Annotated in this window: 18 protein-coding genes; 12 read left to right on the top strand and 6 right to left on the bottom strand. The window is 59.0% G+C overall.

Annotation, left to right across the window (positions count from 1 at the left end):
* Nucleotides 1–167 precede the first annotated feature (167 nt).
* From IEX57_RS08745 to IEX57_RS08720, 6 genes are all read left to right on the top strand, one after another.
* Nucleotides 168–671 carry a CinA family protein gene (locus IEX57_RS08745; RefSeq protein WP_188703890.1) on the top strand — a complete coding sequence of 168 codons (504 nt, stop codon included), beginning with the start codon at nt 168–170 and terminating at the stop codon, nt 669–671.
* A complete protein-coding gene (locus tag IEX57_RS08740) occupies nt 668–1243 on the top strand; it encodes an MFS transporter (protein WP_188703889.1) in 576 nt (191 codons plus the stop codon). Before IEX57_RS08745 ends, IEX57_RS08740 begins: the two co-directional genes overlap by 4 nt.
* Before the next feature lie 55 nt (nt 1244–1298).
* Nucleotides 1299–2165 (top strand): Hsp33 family molecular chaperone HslO, encoded by an 867-nt coding sequence (gene hslO / locus IEX57_RS08735; protein ID WP_188703888.1) that lies wholly within the window; start codon nt 1299–1301, stop codon nt 2163–2165.
* A gap of 269 nt (nt 2166–2434) precedes the next feature.
* Complete coding sequence (locus IEX57_RS08730; protein WP_188703887.1) at nt 2435–3403, top strand: ABC transporter substrate-binding protein; 969 nt, start codon at nt 2435–2437, stop codon at nt 3401–3403.
* A 6-nt stretch (nt 3404–3409) separates the two neighbouring features.
* On the top strand, nt 3410–4240 hold the full coding sequence (locus IEX57_RS08725) for an ABC transporter permease (RefSeq protein WP_188703886.1): 831 nt from the start codon (nt 3410–3412) through the stop codon (nt 4238–4240).
* Entirely contained in the window at nt 4233–5030 is a 798-nt protein-coding gene (locus IEX57_RS08720) for an ABC transporter ATP-binding protein (protein ID WP_229708926.1), read from the top strand. Before IEX57_RS08725 ends, IEX57_RS08720 begins: the two co-directional genes overlap by 8 nt.
* Nucleotides 5031–5154: 124 nt before the next feature.
* Here the strand turns inward: IEX57_RS08720 and IEX57_RS08715 are convergent, their stop codons facing one another.
* On the bottom strand, nt 5155–5799 hold the full coding sequence (locus IEX57_RS08715; protein ID WP_188703885.1) for a DUF924 family protein: 645 nt from the start codon (nt 5797–5799) through the stop codon (nt 5155–5157).
* 287 nt (nt 5800–6086) lie between these two features.
* Between IEX57_RS08715 and trpS the strand changes: the two genes are divergently transcribed.
* Nucleotides 6087–7109, top strand: a complete 1023-nt coding sequence (gene trpS, locus IEX57_RS08710; RefSeq protein WP_188703884.1) for a tryptophan--tRNA ligase — start codon at nt 6087–6089, stop codon at nt 7107–7109.
* A 112-nt stretch (nt 7110–7221) separates the two neighbouring features.
* A complete protein-coding gene (locus IEX57_RS08705; RefSeq protein ID WP_188703883.1) occupies nt 7222–8388 on the top strand; it encodes a BaiN/RdsA family NAD(P)/FAD-dependent oxidoreductase in 1167 nt (388 codons plus the stop codon).
* 60 nt (nt 8389–8448) lie between these two features.
* On the opposite strand, the gene IEX57_RS08700 is transcribed toward IEX57_RS08705, so the two are convergent.
* The 3 genes from IEX57_RS08700 to IEX57_RS08690 all read right to left on the bottom strand — a co-directional run bounded on the left by IEX57_RS08700 (nt 8449) and on the right by IEX57_RS08690 (nt 10398).
* Nucleotides 8449–8976, bottom strand: coding sequence for a cytochrome b (locus IEX57_RS08700; protein WP_188703882.1), 528 nt, complete (start codon nt 8974–8976; stop codon nt 8449–8451).
* 137 nt (nt 8977–9113) lie between these two features.
* Nucleotides 9114–9917 (bottom strand): 4-hydroxy-tetrahydrodipicolinate reductase, encoded by an 804-nt coding sequence (gene dapB / locus IEX57_RS08695; RefSeq protein WP_229708981.1) that lies wholly within the window; start codon nt 9915–9917, stop codon nt 9114–9116.
* A 31-nt stretch (nt 9918–9948) separates the two neighbouring features.
* Nucleotides 9949–10398, bottom strand: a complete 450-nt coding sequence (locus tag IEX57_RS08690) for an outer membrane protein assembly factor BamE (protein ID WP_188703881.1) — start codon at nt 10396–10398, stop codon at nt 9949–9951.
* 160 nt (nt 10399–10558) lie between these two features.
* Between IEX57_RS08690 and fur the strand changes: the two genes are divergently transcribed.
* The 3 genes from fur to IEX57_RS08675 are packed head-to-tail and all read left to right on the top strand — an operon-like array spanning nt 10559 to nt 12479.
* Nucleotides 10559–10975 carry a ferric iron uptake transcriptional regulator gene (gene fur / locus IEX57_RS08685; protein WP_188703880.1) on the top strand — a complete coding sequence of 139 codons (417 nt, stop codon included), beginning with the start codon at nt 10559–10561 and terminating at the stop codon, nt 10973–10975.
* A gap of 30 nt (nt 10976–11005) precedes the next feature.
* Nucleotides 11006–11707, top strand: a complete 702-nt coding sequence (gene aat, locus IEX57_RS08680) for a leucyl/phenylalanyl-tRNA--protein transferase (protein ID WP_188703879.1) — start codon at nt 11006–11008, stop codon at nt 11705–11707.
* A gap of 1 nt (nt 11708) precedes the next feature.
* The gene (locus IEX57_RS08675) at nt 11709–12479 is read left to right on the top strand and encodes an arginyltransferase (RefSeq protein WP_188703878.1); all 771 of its coding nucleotides are present in this window, start codon (nt 11709–11711) and stop codon (nt 12477–12479) included.
* 78 nt (nt 12480–12557) lie between these two features.
* Here the strand turns inward: IEX57_RS08675 and IEX57_RS08670 are convergent, their stop codons facing one another.
* On the bottom strand, nt 12558–14585 hold the full coding sequence (locus IEX57_RS08670) for a M3 family metallopeptidase (RefSeq protein WP_188703877.1): 2028 nt from the start codon (nt 14583–14585) through the stop codon (nt 12558–12560).
* A 147-nt stretch (nt 14586–14732) separates the two neighbouring features.
* On the opposite strand from IEX57_RS08670, the gene IEX57_RS08665 reads away from it, so the two are divergent.
* Nucleotides 14733–15296 (top strand): gamma carbonic anhydrase family protein, encoded by a 564-nt coding sequence (locus IEX57_RS08665; RefSeq protein WP_188703876.1) that lies wholly within the window; start codon nt 14733–14735, stop codon nt 15294–15296.
* Nucleotides 15297–15358: 62 nt separating this feature from the next.
* Here IEX57_RS08665 and IEX57_RS08660 read toward each other — a convergent pair whose 3' ends face one another.
* Nucleotides 15359–16201 carry a hypothetical protein gene (locus tag IEX57_RS08660; protein ID WP_188703875.1) on the bottom strand — a complete coding sequence of 281 codons (843 nt, stop codon included), beginning with the start codon at nt 16199–16201 and terminating at the stop codon, nt 15359–15361.
* Between the last annotated feature and the right edge of the window lie 571 nt (nt 16202–16772).

Raw genomic sequence — 16772 nt, 5'->3', positions numbered from 1 at the left:
AGCGGTTCGGGTTTACTGGTCCAGGCACACAGTGCAGCTTGATTCCCGCCAGGGGCCGCCCAGGTCGGCAATGACGAAGTGATGGACAAGCGCTTTCATCCATGCAAATTGCGCATGGCTCCACCCACATGACGAAGTAAACCGACTCACCTCTACATATTGAAAAAATGCCGCAAGACGCCACTTACCCCACTTACGTCCTGGCCGAAGAACTCGGCCACCTGCTGCTGGCCCACGGTCAGACTGTCACCACCGCAGAATCCTGCACCGGTGGCCTGATCGCCGGTGCGATCACGGATGTGCCCGGTTCCAGCAACTGGTTCGAGCGTGGTTTTGTCACCTACGCCAATATCGCCAAGGTCGACATGCTGGGCGTGCCGCCCATGTTCCTGGAAACCGTCGGCGCAGTCAGCGAGCCCGTGGTTGCCGCCATGGCGCAAGGCGCGGCAGACGCTGCCCGGGCGCAGTGGGCGGTGGCGGTGTCCGGTGTGGCGGGGCCGGGTGGCGGGTCGGCAGAAAAGCCGGTCGGCACGGTCTGGTTTGCCTGGGCCACGCCCATGGGGATAGAAACAGAACGCAGGATTTTCAGCGGTGATCGCCACGCCGTGCGCGCCGCCACTGTGCAGCACGCATTGCGCAAACTCATCGCATTCATCAAGGATAATCAATGACCACGGTTGTGGTAGTCCGTAAAGGAAACCAGGTCGCCATTGCGGCGGATAGTCAGTCCACCTTTGGCGAAACCCGCCTTGGTGCGGGGCTGGATGCACAATGGAACAAGATTTTTGAAGCACACGGCGGGTATTTTGCGATCTCGGGCAGTGCCGCGCATGACCTTGTCTTGCAGGCCGCGCTCAAGAAACCCAAAAAACTGGACTTCAGCAGCCGTCCGGCCATTTTTGAGAGCTTTCGCAAACTGCACGTTAAACTGAAAGACGACTTCTTCCTCAAGACCGAAGAAGAAGACAACGACCCGTATGAATCGAGCCAGATGACTGTTTTGCTGGCCAATCCGCATGGCATTTACGGCATTTTCAGCCTGCGCGAGGTCTACGAATACAGTCGTTTCTGGGCCATCGGCAGCGGCGCGGATTATGCGCTGGGTGCCATCCATGCACATTACGACAACCCGAAAATGGACGCGACGGAACTGGCGCGGATCGGCGTTGAAGCCGGTTGCGCGTTTGATGTGAATTCGTCGCTGCCCATGACCAGCTATACCATCGAGCTCGCCAAAGCCTGACCGGCCAGCGCGTTTGACCCCGGAATCAGCCAGCAAAGGCAATCAGGAATACACCATGCAAGACATTCTGGAACGATTTGTATTTGAAGAAGCGCCCGTGCGTGGCGAAGTCGTGCAATTGCACGACACCGTGCACGAGGTCATGAGCCGCCACAACTACCCGCCGGTGCTGCAAAAGCGCATTGGCGAACTGATGGCCGCCGCCGCGCTGTTGTCGGCCACGCTCAAGTTTGAAGGCACCATGATCATGCAGCTGCACGGCTCCGGCCCGGTGAAGCTGATTGTGGTCGAATGCACCAGCGACATGACCCTGCGTGCCACCGCCCGCTGGGATGGCGATATCCCGGACGCCGAACTGGGCGATTTGCTGGGCAAGGGCCGCTTCATCATCACGCTGGACCCGGACGAAGGCGAGACCTATCAGGGCATCGTGGCCTATGAATCGGGCCAGAGCGTTGCCCAGATCATCGAACACTACATGCAGCACTCCGAGCAACTGGAAACCCGCATGTGGCTGACCAGCCAGAACGGCGGCGCCGCCGGCTTGCTGGTGCAGAAAATGCCCGCCGGCAAAGGCGATGCCGATGCGTGGGACCGCGTGCAGAAACTGGCCGAAACCATCACCGACGACGAGCTGCTGGGCCTGGCCCCGCGTGACGTGCTCTACCGCCTGTTCCACCAGGAAATCGTCCGCGTGTTCGACCCGCAAACCCCGCGCTTTTCTTGCACGTGCTCGCGCGAGCGCGTTGGCGGCATGCTCAAGATGGTCGGCCGCGAAGAAGTGGAAAGCGTGATCCAGGAACGCAAGAAGGTCGACGTGACCTGCGAATTCTGTGGCAAAGAGTACGAGTTCGACGCCGTCGACGTCGCCCAGCTCTTTACCGGCGCAGCCGCAGTGCCGCCCGGCCCGCAAGTACATTGACCGGTTGCCGGTCAGCCATAAAAAAAGGCGCCAGCAGGCGCCTTTTTTGTTGTCCACCGCGCCCGATATGCCACAGCGGCGCTACAAGATTTCCCGCATCTTCTGCCAATTGCCGGCACTTCAGCCACAATGACAACAGCTTATGCATTGGTGATTCAGCGCGCGATCTGCGGCTGATGTCACGCAAGTTCATGAAATAAATACGTTTTTGTAGGGTCGGGGTTTGCCCGGCTTTTTGGCAAACCGGATTTCGATTTCAGGAGTAAAGCATGCAAGCTCGCTGGTTTCTGGCAGGTGTGGTGCTGGCTGCAACGGCCGGCCAGGCGTTCTGTGACGATGACGTCATCCGCCTTGGCAACCTCAAGTTCGCCCATTACGGCGCGATCTCTTACATGAAAGAACTGGCCCCCAAATGCGGGATCAAGATTGAAGAGCGCATGTTTGCCAAGGGGCTGGATATCATGCCGGCCATTGTGGCGGGCGATATCGATGTGGCGGCCAGCGCTGCGGATGCGGCCATTGCCGGGCGCGCGGGCGGGGCGCCGATCTTTGCCGTGGCGGGGTTTGCCAAGGGCGGCGCGCGCATTGTGGTCGCTGCCGGTTCGCCCATCAAGAAAGTGGCCGACATGAAGGGCAAGAAGATCGGCGTGGCGCGTGGCGGGGCGCAGGAACTCTTGCTGCTGGCTGAACTGGCCAAAGCCGGGCTGACCTGGTCTGACCAGCCGGGCAAGGACGTGCAGATTGTCTATCTGCCGTTTGCCGATCTGAACCAGGCGCTGATGCAAAAGCAGATCGACGCCATGGCGCAATCTGAACCGCAGGCCTCGCAAGCCATCAACAAGGGCTTTGGTACCGAATTGCTCAAGCCGTACGACACGCCCATGGGCGAGCCGATCCGAACCCTGGTGATGACGGAAAAGCTCTACAACAACAAGCCACTGGCCGCCAAATTCATGAAGTGTTTTGTGCAATCCACCCGCGCGTTCATGGATGACCCCAAGCTGGCGCAGAACTATGTGGTCAACAACATGTTCAAGGGCCAGATCACGCCCGATGATTACAAAGACGCCATCGAAAACTCGCCGTTTGCCTATGAGTTGACGGTGGAGCATATCCAGACCACGACGGATTTCATGGTCAAGTATGGGGTAGGGCGCATGGCCAAACCGCCGGTGGCCAAAGACTGGGTGAAGCTTGATCTGCTGGATCAGGCCAAAAAATCGCTCAACGTGAAGTGAGGCGCTGTGGCTGATTCCCGTCTCAAAGCCGCCTTGCGCGGGCTGTGGGTGCCGCTGACGTTGCTGATCCTCTGGCAACTGGCCTCTACCCTTAAATGGATCAACCCGCAGGTGTTGCCTTCGCCCGTGCAGGTGGTGGTGCGCTGGTGGGCGTACCTGACCCCGGCTGATCCGTACGACCCCGCAAGTGGCAGCAAACTGGCGTGGCTGTTTTCTGGCGAACTGATCCGTGACGCCATTGGCAGCCTGACCCGCGTGGTCTCCGGCTTTGCCATCGGCACGGTGCTGGCGCTGCCGTTGGGATTGGCGATGGGTGCCAGTACGCGGGTGAACGACTGGTTCAACCCGCTGATTCAGCTGATCCGGCCCATTCCGCCGATTGCGTTTATTCCGTTGTCGATCCTGTGGTTTGGCCTGGGTAACCCGCCCGCCATTTTCCTGATTGCGCTGGGCGCGTTTTTTCCGGTGCTGATGAACACCATCGCCGGCGTGCAGCATGTTGATCTCATTTACCTGCGCGCTGCGCGCAATCTGGGCGCGGACCGTTTCACGCTGTTCACCCGCGTGATCATGCCCGCCGCTACGCCATATATTTTGTCCGGCGCGCGCATTGGCATGGGCACGGCGTTTATTGTGGTGATCGTGGCGGAGATGATTGCCGTGAACAACGGCCTGGGGTTCCGCATTCTGGAAGCGCGGGAGTATTTCTGGTCCGACAAAATCATTGCCGGCATGCTCAGCATTGGCCTGATCGGGCTGGCGATTGATCTGATCATGGCGCGGATCAACAACCATTTGCTGCGCTGGCATCGTGGCCTGGAGCGGGATCGTGGCTGAAGCGCAAATCCGGATTGAACACGCCAGTAAAGTGTTCGCTTCTGCGGGGGGCGATGTCGAAGCCCTGCGCGATATCAATATCGATATCCCGGCTGGCCAGTTTGTCTGTTTGCTGGGGCCGTCCGGCTGCGGCAAATCCACGCTGCTCAACGCCGTGGCCGGGTTCTCTCTGGCCAGTGCCGGGCAAGTGCTGGTGGCAGGTAAACCGGTGACCGATACCGGCCCTGATCGTGGCATGGTGTTTCAGGAATACGCGCTGTTCCCCTGGATGACCGTGGCCCAGAACATCGGCTTTGGTTTGCAGATCCGCAAAACGCCTGCCGCCGCGCTCAAACAAACCGTAGACCGGCTGCTGGAAACACTGCGGCTGACCGAATTCAAAGACCGCTTCCCCAAGGATTTGTCTGGCGGCATGCGCCAGCGCGTGGCCATTGCGCGGATTCTGGCGCTTGATTCCCCCATCATGCTGATGGATGAACCCTTTGGCGCGCTCGATGCGCTCACCCGCCGCAGCTTGCAGGATGAACTGCTGAAGATTCAGGCGTCGCTGAAAAAGACGGTGCTGTTTGTCACGCACAGCATTGAAGAATCCATCTATCTGGCCGACCGCATCATTGCGCTGTCTTACCGGCCGGGGACGGTGAAGCTGGATATCGCCGTTGATTTACCCCGCCCGCGTGACGCCAGTTCGGCTGAGTTTAATGCGCTCAAACGGCAGTTGGCCGATGTGGTGATGCATGAGCAGGAACGGCACCAGGAGGCAGAGGTGCGTGGGTTGACGGTGGATTGAAAAGAGGGGGCGCGGCAAGTCAATGCCATTGCTCAAACTGATTGGCATGATGTTGTGCTGGATGTTTGCCTTGTTTATTGCACCGATCAGTTGGCTCTACTTCTATTTATCTGCCCTGGGCGTATCAAAACCCGCTCCCCGGCAACGCCAGATGCACCTCTTCCGCCGTCGTATTCTCCCGCCCCAACACCGCATTGCGGTGCGGAAACCGTCCAAATTCTTCGATCACTGCATGGTGCTTCACGGCGTAATCGTAATAGTTTTCCATCTCAGGGTTACCCTTGAACTGCGCCATCAGTGATACGCACCGATGTTGATGCGCCAGGTCTTCCGAGTGTTCCAGCGGCAGGTAAAAGAACACGCGCTGCACCGGGGCAACTTGCTGATCCCAGCCATGTTCCAGCGCCACATTGGCCCAGTGGCGGGCGCGTTCGTCCTGGGCAAATGCCTGCGCGGAACCGCGGAACAGATTGCGGGAAAACTGATCCAGCAGGATCACAAGGGCCAGCGCGCCTTGCGCATCTTTGCCCCAGCCATCCAGCTTGCCCTTGGCGGCGTCGTGCAGCGCCCCTTCAAAGTGGCGGCGGATCACGTGATCAAAGGCCTCGTCTTTCTCAAACCATACTTTGCGCGGCTGGTTGAAGTCCGGGTCGTCCGGGCAGCCAAACCAGAATGCCAGCACGGTATCTGGCGTGACTTTGTGCGGGCGGCGGCCAGATTTAACCTTGCCTTCCGGGCTGGCGCGGTGGATGAGCGGGGTATCGGACATGATCATTGCATGCAAAGGGAATGTTTCAGGATAACGCGTTGCCATGCAGTGCGCCAAACCACGCCACAGCGCCGGGCGCCAGGCTTGACCCGGCCCGCCTGAGCGGGCAGACTGCCCGCCATGATTTTGATTACGAAACCCGCATTCACACATTGGTGGCGCTCCATTTAGGAGCAGCGCGGTTTCGTCTGTAAAACCCGGATGCTCTCAGCTGGCACACCGGGTTTTTTTATGCGCGGCGTGCCGGCGCAGCACCTGGCAACCGGCAACTGAATTGAGGTTATGTCATGTCTACCAATACCGTCACGTCCAGCGACATCATCCTGACCGGTGACCGCACCACCGGCCCGCTGCACCTGGGCCACTTTGTCGGCTCTTTGCGCAACCGCGTCATGCTGCAAGACGTTTGCAAACAGTATCTGCTGCTGGCCGATACCCAGGCGCTGACCGACAACATGGGCAATTACACCAAGGTCAGCGACAACGTCCTGCAAGTGGCGCTGGATTACCTGGCCGTGGGTATTGATCCTGCCAAGAGCACGATCTTTATCCAGAGCCTGGTGCCGGAACTGCCGGAACTGTTCTCTTACTATCTGAACCTGGTGACGGTCTCGCGGCTGGAACGCAACCCGACCATCAAGGATGAAATCAAGCTGCGCGGCTTTGAGCGCGATATTCCGGCCGGTTTCATGACCTACCCGGTGGCGCAGGCGGCCGATATCAGCGCGTTCAAGGCGACCGTGGTGCCAGTCGGTGCGGATCAGATCCCGATGATCGAGCAAACCAACGAAGTGGTGCGCAAGTTCAACGCCAGCGTGAACCAGGAAATCCTGGTCGAATGCCGCGCTCTGGTGCCGGAAAACGGCGCGCGCCTGCCAGGCATTGATGGCAAGGCCAAGATGTCCAAGTCTTTGGGCAACTCGCTGACGCTGGGCGCATCAAGCGACGACATCACCAAAGCCGTGAAGATGATGTACACCGATCCCAACCACCTGCGCGTGGCCGACCCCGGCCAGGTGGAAGGCAACGTGGTGTTCACCTATCTGGACGTGTTTGATACGGATATCGAAAAGGTGGCTGAGCTAAAAGCGCACTACCAGCGCGGCGGCTTGGGCGACAGCGTGATCAAGCGTTATCTGGAAGAAAAACTGCAAGCGCTGCTGGCCCCGATCCGCGCGCGCCGCGAAGAACTGGCCGCGCATCCGGATCAGGTCATGGCGATCCTGAAAGCCGGCACCGAGAAAGCCCGCGAGCAGACGGCGAAGACGCTTGATGAAGTCAAACGCGCCATGGGCATTGTGTACTTCTGATCGTGCCATGCCAGACAAAGGCGGCTGCGGCCGCCTTTTTTTATCCACTGCCGGCGCGAACAGGCTGTGTAAAACCGCTAAAATCGCTTTTTTCCTGAAAGAGTAAGCCGCCATGCCGGTCTGTGATGTTGTTGTTGTAGGTGCCGGTGCGGCAGGCATGATGTGCGCGGCCACAGCAGGCCAGCGTGGCCGCAAGGTGGTGTTGATCGACCACGCCACCAAACTGGCAGAGAAAATCCGTATTTCTGGCGGTGGCCGCTGCAATTTCACCAATCTGGATGCCCGGCCGGAGTGTTATCTCTCGGATAACCCGCATTACGTCAAATCTGCGCTGGCGCGTTACTCGCAGCACGACTTCATCAAGCTGGTACAAAAACACGGCCTCGGGTTTCATGAAAAAACCCTGGGCCAGTTGTTCTGTGACGATGGCTCGCAAGCCATCATCGACATGCTCAAGGCCGAGGTGGATGACGGCGGCGCGACCTGGCGCATGGGTACGGCGGTGCTGGCAGTACGCCAGGTGGAAGGCGGGTTTGAGGTAGAGACCGCCGCAGAGACCTGGCAGTGCCAGTCTTTGGTGGTGGCCAGTGGCGGGTTGTCGATCCCGCAAATCGGCGCTACGGCGTGGGGCTACGAGCTGGCAAAACAGTTTGGCCTGAACATGTTGCCTACAACGGCGGCGCTGGTGCCGCTGACCTTCCAGCCGCAGGACTTGTGGACAGAACTGGCCGGCGTGGCGATTGATGACGTGGAAGTGCGCAGTGGCAAGGGCAAGTTCCGCGAGGCCATCTTGCTGACGCACCGCGGGGTGTCGGGTCCGGCCATTTTGCAGATTTCATCGTATTGGCAGCCGGGCCAGCCGATCACCATCAACCTCTTGCCGGATGTTGATATGGCCGAATGGCTGGCATCGGCCAGCCGCGATGCGTACCTGCTGACCATCCTCTCGGAAAAACTCCCGCGCAGCTTTGCCCAGGCCTTTATCAGCCGCTGGGGCCAGAACCTGCCACTCAAGCAATACAGCCCCAAACAACTGGCCAGCCTGACGCCGGCATTGCAGCAATGGCAGATCGTGCCGTCCGGCACGGTGGGTTACAAAAAGGCCGAGGTCACGCGGGGCGGGGTGGATACGCGCGGTCTGGACTCCAAAACCATGATGGCCAAAAGCGTGCCGGGCCTGTACTTCATTGGGGAGGTGGTGGATGTCACGGGCTGGCTGGGGGGCTATAACTTCCAGTGGGCATGGTCATCCGGCTATGCCGCAGGGAGTGCGGCCTGAGGCTTTACCCATAAAAAACGGCGCCCTCTGGCGCCGTTTTTTGTTGCGGGCCACGCCCGGTCAACGCATCCGCATACGGCTCATGATGCCGTCCCTGATGACAAACTGGTGGAACAGCGCCGCCAGAATATGCAGGCCGACGATGTAATACACGGCGTTGCCGACCCATTCATGGAATTCTTTGACCGGCTCGCGCAGATCCGGGTTGGCAGCAAAGAGGTGCGGCAGGGCCGTGCCGAAGAACATCACGTCGCGCCCACCGGCTTGCACAAAGTAGATACCGGCCAGCGGCAGGGCAAACATGATCAGGTACATCAGCAAGTACATGAGTTTGGCGGCGGCCGTCTGCCAGATCGGGCCGGGCAATTCACGCGGGGCAGGGCGGGTGATACGGACCAGCACCCGCAAACAGGCCAGCAGCAGCACGAGCACCCCAGCAGTCATGTGGATCATGGTGATCACGGGGCGGGATGGATCAGTTTTGGGCACGAATCCACGGTATTCAATGGCGGCCAGCGCCACCACAAACAGCAAAAACATCAACCAGTGCAGCAGCACCAGCGAAGGTGCGTAGCGGTTTGCTTGCATGAACCCGATTCCCCCGTTTGAACCGTCAAAAGCCGCCATGATGCCAGGGCGGACTTAATCCGCACTTAACACAAATCAAAAGCGCCCCGGTGTGACGGGGCGCAATTGAATTCGCGGCAAAGCCTGGTGCGCTGCGCTTAACGCAGGCCCAGTACGTCCTGCATGTCAAACAAGCCCGTCTTCTTGTCTTGCAAGAAGCGCGCAGCGCGCAAAGAACCCGCCGAATAGATCAGGCGGCTGGAGGCCTTGTGGCTGACTTCCACGCGCTCGCCCATGCCGGCGAAGATCACCGTATGGTCGCCCACCACATCGCCACCACGCAGCGTGGCAAACCCGATGGTCGAGGGCGCGCGCTCGCCAGTGATGCCTTCGCGGTCATACACGGCCACATCCTTGAGCTGGCGGCCTTGTGCTTCGGCCACCACTTCGCCCATGCGCAGGGCAGTGCCGGAGGGTGCATCCACCTTCATGCGGTGATGCATTTCCAGGATTTCGATGTCGTAACCGGTCGCCAGCGATCTGGCGGCGATTTCCAGCAGCTTGAACACAAGGTTGACGCCCACGCTCATGTTCTGCGCGTACACCACACCGATCTCGCCCGCGGCGGCCTGGATGGCGGCTTTGTCTGTCTCGCTCATGCCGGTGGTGCCGATCACGATATTCACACCATGCTTGCGGCAGACTTCAAGGTGCGCCAGCGTGCCCTCAGGGCGGGTGAAGTCGATCAGTACGTCGGCGCGGGCCAGCGTGCTGATGTCATCGGTAATGAGCACGCCGCTTTCCTTGCCCAGGAACGCAGTGGCATCCAGCCCCAGCGCAGGGCTGCCGGCGCGGTCCAGCGCAACGGCAAGTTCACAATCATCGGCGCCGGCAACGGCCTCGATCAGCATGCGGCCCATACGGCCGCTGCTGCCGGCAATGGCAATTTTCAAAGACATAATCGATATTCCGTCAGGTCAAACCGGCAGGGCGTTAGTTGCTGGCCGGGGCCGAAGCCGTCGGCGTGGCCGATGCGGCGGCAGCGGAGGCGACCGGATCATCCAGCGACGGCGCGCTGGCGGTGTTGTCTGCGCCCAGCTTGATCAGCTTGTTGGCCGGCAGGACATCGCCGCCCCAGCTCTTGAGTTTGTCGCTTTCAAACACCACGTGGAAAGTATGTTTTTCCCGCAGCGAACCGCCCTTGGCGTCGGTGTAGATGTAATCCCAGCGATCCGAATGGAACGGGTCGGTCAGGAGCGGGGTGCCCAGCACAAAGCGGACCTGGCTACGGGTCATGCCTTCTTTCAGCTGGAGAACCTGGTCCTGGGTGACTTCATTGCCTTGCGGAATGGCCAGTTTGTACGGGGTAAGAACGTTGGCGACATTGCAGCCGGCAAGGACGGAAACGGCGGCAATGGCCAGAAAAAATGATTTGATATGCATGCGTCTGGGCTGTTTCACAACGTGGGTCGGTTGGAGCGTAGGGTGCAAACGCTATATCATAACCTGTTCTTGCGGCTTGCCGCAGCCACGTGGGTACAAGTTGTCGACACAACTTGTGAACCTGGGTGGAATACCATCTACAACCATGACGGGGTAAGCAATGAGTTCTGCTGCTGATCTGAAAGAAATGGGCCTGAAGGCCACCGGTCCCCGCCTGCGCATCCTGAATCTGTTCGAGAACAGCGAACAGCGTCACATGACTGCGGAAGATGTGTACCGGCTTTTGCTGGCCGAAAATATCGATATTGGTCTGGCGACGGTGTATCGCGTACTGACCCAGTTTGAGCAGGCCGGTATTCTGGTCCGACATCATTTTGAAACCGGTAAGGCCGTGTTTGAAATGAACCAGGGCGGCCATCACGACCATCTGGTCTGCATGAAGTGCGGCAAGGTGGAAGAGTTTTGCGATCCAGAGATCGAAAAACGCCAGGATGCCATTGCCGCCAAGCACGGTTTTGAAATCCAGGACCATGAAATGTACCTGTACGGTTTGTGTGCAAACTGCCGTATCAAGTAACGCGTCATTGCCGCACGGCGGGAGGCAGCGGTGATTGCATGGCTGGATGACAGCAACCGGTTTCCACCCTTGCAGCACGCCATGGTGGAGCCCAACGGGCTGCTGGCTGCCGGCGGCGATCTGACTCCCCAGCGCCTGCTGGCGGCATATCATCAGGGCATTTTCCCCTGGTATATGCCGGGCGAGCCCATCTTGTGGTGGAGCCCCAACCCGCGCATGGTGCTTATGCCGCCAGATCTGCATGTGCCGGGCTCGCTGGCCAAAACCCTGCGCAACAAACCCTATCGCGTGACCTTTGATCTGGTGTTTGACGAAGTGATCAACGGTTGCGCCTCGCCCCGTCGCGGCGAAAACCTGACCTGGATCAGCCAGGAAATCCGCGATGGCTACGGCGCCTTGTACCGCCTGGGCTACGCCCACAGCGCCGAATGCTGGATGGATGATGAACTGGTCGGCGGCTTGTACGGCGTGGCCATTGGCAACATGTTCTATGGCGAATCCATGTTTGCGCGGCGGCCGGATGCCTCCAAACTGGCATTTGTGCATCTGGTCAGGTATTTGCACCAACATGGGTTTGGCATGATCGATTGCCAGATGCATACTGAACACTTGGCAAGATTTGGTGCAAATGAAATCGACCGGGACCAGTTTGCCCGCAAGCTGGCCGAACTCGTGATTGCACCCAGGGCGCCGGCACACTGGCAATACGATTTTCACAATCCGGGAAGCTGATATGAACCCGCGTGGACACACGCTGCAACTTCAGTTTTACGCGACGACGTCTTACCCCTGCAGTTATCTGCCCGAGCGCATGGCCCGCTCGCAAGTGGCCGTGCCCTCCGAGTTGATCGACGCGCGTACCTATAGCCAGCTGGTGCTGCATGGCTTTCGGCGCAGCGGGCAGTTTGTCTATCGCCCGCATTGTGACCATTGTCAGGCCTGTGTCCCCGTGCGTATTCCGGTGGCGGATTTTGTCGCAGACCGCTCGCAACGGCGTGCGCAAAAGCAGCACGGCAATCTGCGCACGCGCTTGCTGGGGCTGGAGTACTCTGAAGCCCATTTCCAGTTGTACCAGCGTTACCAGTTGATCCGTCATGCTGGCGGCGGCATGGATCAGGACAATCGCGAGCAGTACGAGAACTTCATCCTCAAGAGCAACGTGGCCAGTTTTCTGGCCGAGTTCCGCGACGACACCGGCGTGCGCATGGTCAGCCTGATCGACCAGCTTGATGACGGGCTCTCGTCGGTCTACACCTTTTATGATCCGGACATGACCGGTGCCAGCTACGGCGTGTTCAACATTCTGTGGCAGGTGGGCCTGGCTAAACAGCTGGGGCTGCCGTATCTGTATCTGGGTTACTGGATTGAAGACTGCCGCAAGATGGCCTACAAGACGCGCTATCAGCCTATGGAAGGGTTGGTGAATGGCGAGTGGCAGCGCTTGCCGGCGGCGCCGGCCCCCGCGCCCGGTGGCAACAAGGTGATTCCGCTGCATCAGAAATAACCGTTCAGATCACTGCGCCGGACGCGCATGAAAAAAGCCGGATCCATGATCCGGCTTTTTTGTGGGTCAACGGGCGCCTCAGTTGGCCAGACCGTTGTGACGCAGCAAGGCATCGGTTTGCGGTGCCCGGCCGCGGAAGGCGATGAACGACTCCAGCGCCGGCCGGCTACCGCCGCGGGCGAGGATTTCCTTGCGGAATCGCGCGCCGGTCTGCGGGTTGAGCACGCCGCTTTCTTCAAATGCGGCATAGGCGTCGGCCGACAACACTTCCGCCCACTTGTAGCTGTAATACCCGGCCGCATAACCGCCAGCAAAGATATGGCTGAAGCTGTTGGGGAAACGGTGGTAATCCGGCACGCGCGGCGCGTCGAACTCTTCAAGCAACTGGAAATAACGCTGCAGTGCGCGCGGGCCGGTGGCGTCTACGTGCAGTTCCATATCGAACACGCTGAACACGATCTGGCGGATCATGGCCGAGCCCGACATGAAGTTGCGCGCCGCCAGCATTTTGTCGAACAGTGCGCGCGGCAACGGTTCGCCCGTTTGCACGTGGCGGGTCAGTTGCGGCAGCAGTTGCCATTCCCAGCAGAAGTTTTCCATGAACTGGCTGGGCAACTCGACGGCATCCCACTCCACACCGTTAATGCCAGAGACATCACGCTCGTCCACTTCAGTCAGCAGGTGATGCAGCGCGTGACCGGTTTCGTGGAAGAGGGTGATCACGTCGTCATGTGGCAACAGCGCCGGCTTGCCGTCGACACCCTGGGCAAAGTTGCAGATGATCAAGGCCACCGGCGTTTGCACGTCGCCATCGGGCAGCTTGTGACGGCTGCGGACTTCGTTCATCCACGCGCCGCCTTGCTTGCCTTCGCGCGCGTACATGTCCATGTACAGGCCGCCGACCAGGCTGCCATCCTTGTTGCGCAGTTCAAAATAACGCACGTCCGGATGCCAGACCGGCGCTTGGGCCGGCACAAACTGCAGGCCATAGAGGGTTTCCACCAGATGGAACAGACCGTTGATGACGGTGGGCTCGGTGAAATACTGTTTCACGTCCTGTTCAGAGAACGCATAGCGCGCCTCGCGCAGCTTTTCGGACACATAGGTTTGATCCCATGGCTCCAGCGTCTTGATCCCCAGCTCATCCTGGGCAAAACGCAGCAACTCGGCCCGGTCGGCCTGCATGTACGGCTTGGCGCGGTGGCCCAAGTCACGCAGGAAACCCAGCACTTCGGCCGGCGTATTGGCCATTTTGGTTTCCAGCGATTCCTGGCCATAACTGGCAAAACCCAGCAGCGCTGCCCCTTCCTGCCGCAGGGTGTGGATGCGGTCAATCAGCGGGGTGTTGTTCCATTCATTTTTGCCAAACTCTGCCGCACGCGTGGCGTAGGCATGGTAAAGCTGTTCACGCAGCTTGCGGCTGGTGGCGTATTGCATGACCGGGAAATAGCTCGGCATTTTCAGCGTGAGCTTGTAGCCGGTTTTGCCATCGGCTTGCGCCTGGGCGCGGGCGGCGGCCAGGTTGTCTTGCGGCAGGCCATCAAGCTCGCTGAGGTCTTCGATATACAGCGCAAAGTCATCCGTGGCATCAAGCACGTTTTGCGAGAAGCGCGTGGTCAGTTCAGACAACTCTTCCGCGATTTCCTTGAAACGCTGCTTTTGCGCGGCCGGCAGTTCAGCACCCGACAGACGGAAACCGCGCAGGGCGTGATCGATCACCACCCGGCGCGCCGGCTCAAAGCCGGCATAAGCCGGGCTGGCGGCAATGGCTTTGTAGTGCGCGTACAGGGCCTCGTTCTGGCCCAGTTCGGTAAAGAAATTGGAGATCCGCGGGATATTGCTGTTGTACGCTTCGCGCAGTTCCGGCGTGTTGACCACGCTTTCAAGGTGGCCAACGGTGCCCCAGGCACGGCCAAGGTCTTCCAGCACTTCGTCCAGCGGCAGGACAAAGCTCTCCCAGGTGGGGTTTTGCAGCTTCTCGGCATGGGCCACGGCAGCGGCGGCCGCTTCAAGCAACTGGTCAAGCGCGGGGGAGACATGTTCCGGGCGGATGTCGCTATAACGCGGCAGGCCGGAAAAATCGAGCAAAGGATTGGCTTGGGTCATATAGGACTCGTTTAATATGGTGCGGCAACCGGTCCGGCCGGTTCCACAGGGTTACGGGCCCGCGTCAGGCAAGTGCCCGGCGAAACCATCTATGGCCTTCATCTGTCTAGATGTACGCGTCGTTCATCATTATCAAGTGAGAAATGCATGGCTGTTGAAACTTTTGAGCATCACCACCCCGTGATACCGGCAACAGCCTGGGTTCACGCCTCGGCCCAGGTGATCGGCGAAACCACCTTGGGGCAGGATGTCTCGATCTGGCCGGGCGCCGTGGTGCGGGGCGATGTGAACTTCATCCGCATTGGCGACGACAGCAATATCCAGGATTGCAGCGTATTGCACACCACCCACCGCCGCCCGGAAGACCCGAACGGTGCCCCGCTGATCATTGGCGAGCGCGTCACGGTCGGCCACGGCGTGATGCTGCACGGCTGCACCATTGGCAACGAATGTCTGATCGGCATGGGCAGCATCGTGCTGGACCGCGTGGTGATCCAGGATCACGTCATGATGGGCGCGGGTTCACTGGTGCCACCGGGCAAGGTGCTGGAATCCGGCTACCTCTACGTCGGCCGCCCCGCGCAAAAAGTGCGCGCGCTGACGCAAGCGGAGATCGCCCACTTTGCGTATTCGGCACAGCACTATGTAAAGCTGATGAAGAAGTACCGCGAACGCGATGCGATGGTGGCACGCGATACGGATCACGGTTAACCGTGCTGCCGCAAAACAAAAAAGGGCCGTGAAGGCCCTTTTTTGTTGTTGGCGATGCCGGATCAGCTCTTGGGCAATTGCAGCCACAGGAAATTCACGTGCGGAATGCTGGTCAGCACTTGCAGGGCGCGCACATAGACGGGCTTGGCGCTGCTGCCAGTATTGATCAGGTCAATCGTGGCCAGACCACTGAATTGCTGGCCAAGCGGCAGCGTGCAGTTGAGCGACTGGGTGGCAGTGAACGTGACCTTGAACAGATTCTTTTTGGTGGACGGTTGGAACTGCAGCAGGCTGCCGCTGACGTTACAACGGCCGGCTTCGGTGGTCGAGCCCGAGAAATTGCCACTGGCATCAACGGTGACGCCGTTTGTCAACGAGCCCCAGGTGCCGGTTGCATCCGCCTGCGTGACAGCCAGCGCGTTGGCAATCGAGTACGTATCAAAAGTCAGGTCAGCGCTGGTCGGATCAGTAAACGAGCTTTGGGCCACAAATGTGCCCGTGTCGTTGAAAGTGCCATCTGTCTGGCCGATGGCGCGTTCACCGGAGGCAGCCCACGTGCTGCCAGAGAACGTCAGCGTGCCCTGGTTGTAAGTGTCGGTGGCGCTGGAAAAGCCGAACATTTCGCCATCCGGGGCGATCAACACCAGATTCTTGGACGCGTTTTTCGGATCTGCCACCGAGGCGGAATTCGTCCAGTAGCCTTCAATACCGTTACCCACGGCGGCAGTTGAACCGGCCTGCGGGTTTTGAATGGTCGGGACGGGGGTCGGGGCCGGTGTGGGCGCAGGTGTCGGGGTCGGTGTAGCCACCGGAGCCGAAGTAGACGTGCTGTCACCACCACCGCCACCACATGCGGCCAGAGCCAGTGACAATGCGACTGCGCTGAATGCAAAAACCTGTTTCATAACGAAAAATTCCCTGAGATCGACTGAGTTTTAGATGTGTGGCGCCGAGTATAAGGAATTTCTGATTAATCAATCCAAGTTTGAAGTAAGTATTTATCCAACGGTGCTTGTAAGTATTTGACGTGCGGAATGGACCGCTGCGTGATCCAGCCCATGAACAGGTGGTATGAAAACCTGGACAGGCTCGATGGCAGAGGTGAAAACAGAAGAGTATGTTAATTAATTGATTTTTATTGATTATTTTTAATGTCAGCACACCGTATCTGGAACGCCCCGCACCTCTCCCGCACAAAGTGGTGTTATCCCTGCAGGCATAAACCAGCGCTGAAAATACGTCGGAATGTGTCAGTCCTGCGTATTTCATTTGACGTAATCAATAAATCAAACAATGTTGTATGTATTTGAATTTAATGAAATTCTTATGAATTGACTGCATGCCGACGAACGGCAGTGGTTTGTATCTTGATGTATCCAGTTGGCAACACTTCTGCCCACCGCGCTCACTGACCCCCTTTGTCTTTACGCAATTTTTATATCCCGCCCCCCAGGCTTTACCCGGCCTTTATCTCTT

The organism is Silvimonas iriomotensis, from assembly GCF_014645535.1.
Taxonomy (GTDB): Bacteria; Pseudomonadota; Gammaproteobacteria; order Burkholderiales; family Chitinibacteraceae; genus Silvimonas; species Silvimonas iriomotensis.
The sequence above is the reverse complement of the archived record's forward strand: the minus strand, read 5'-3'. Positions and strand labels throughout refer to the sequence as shown.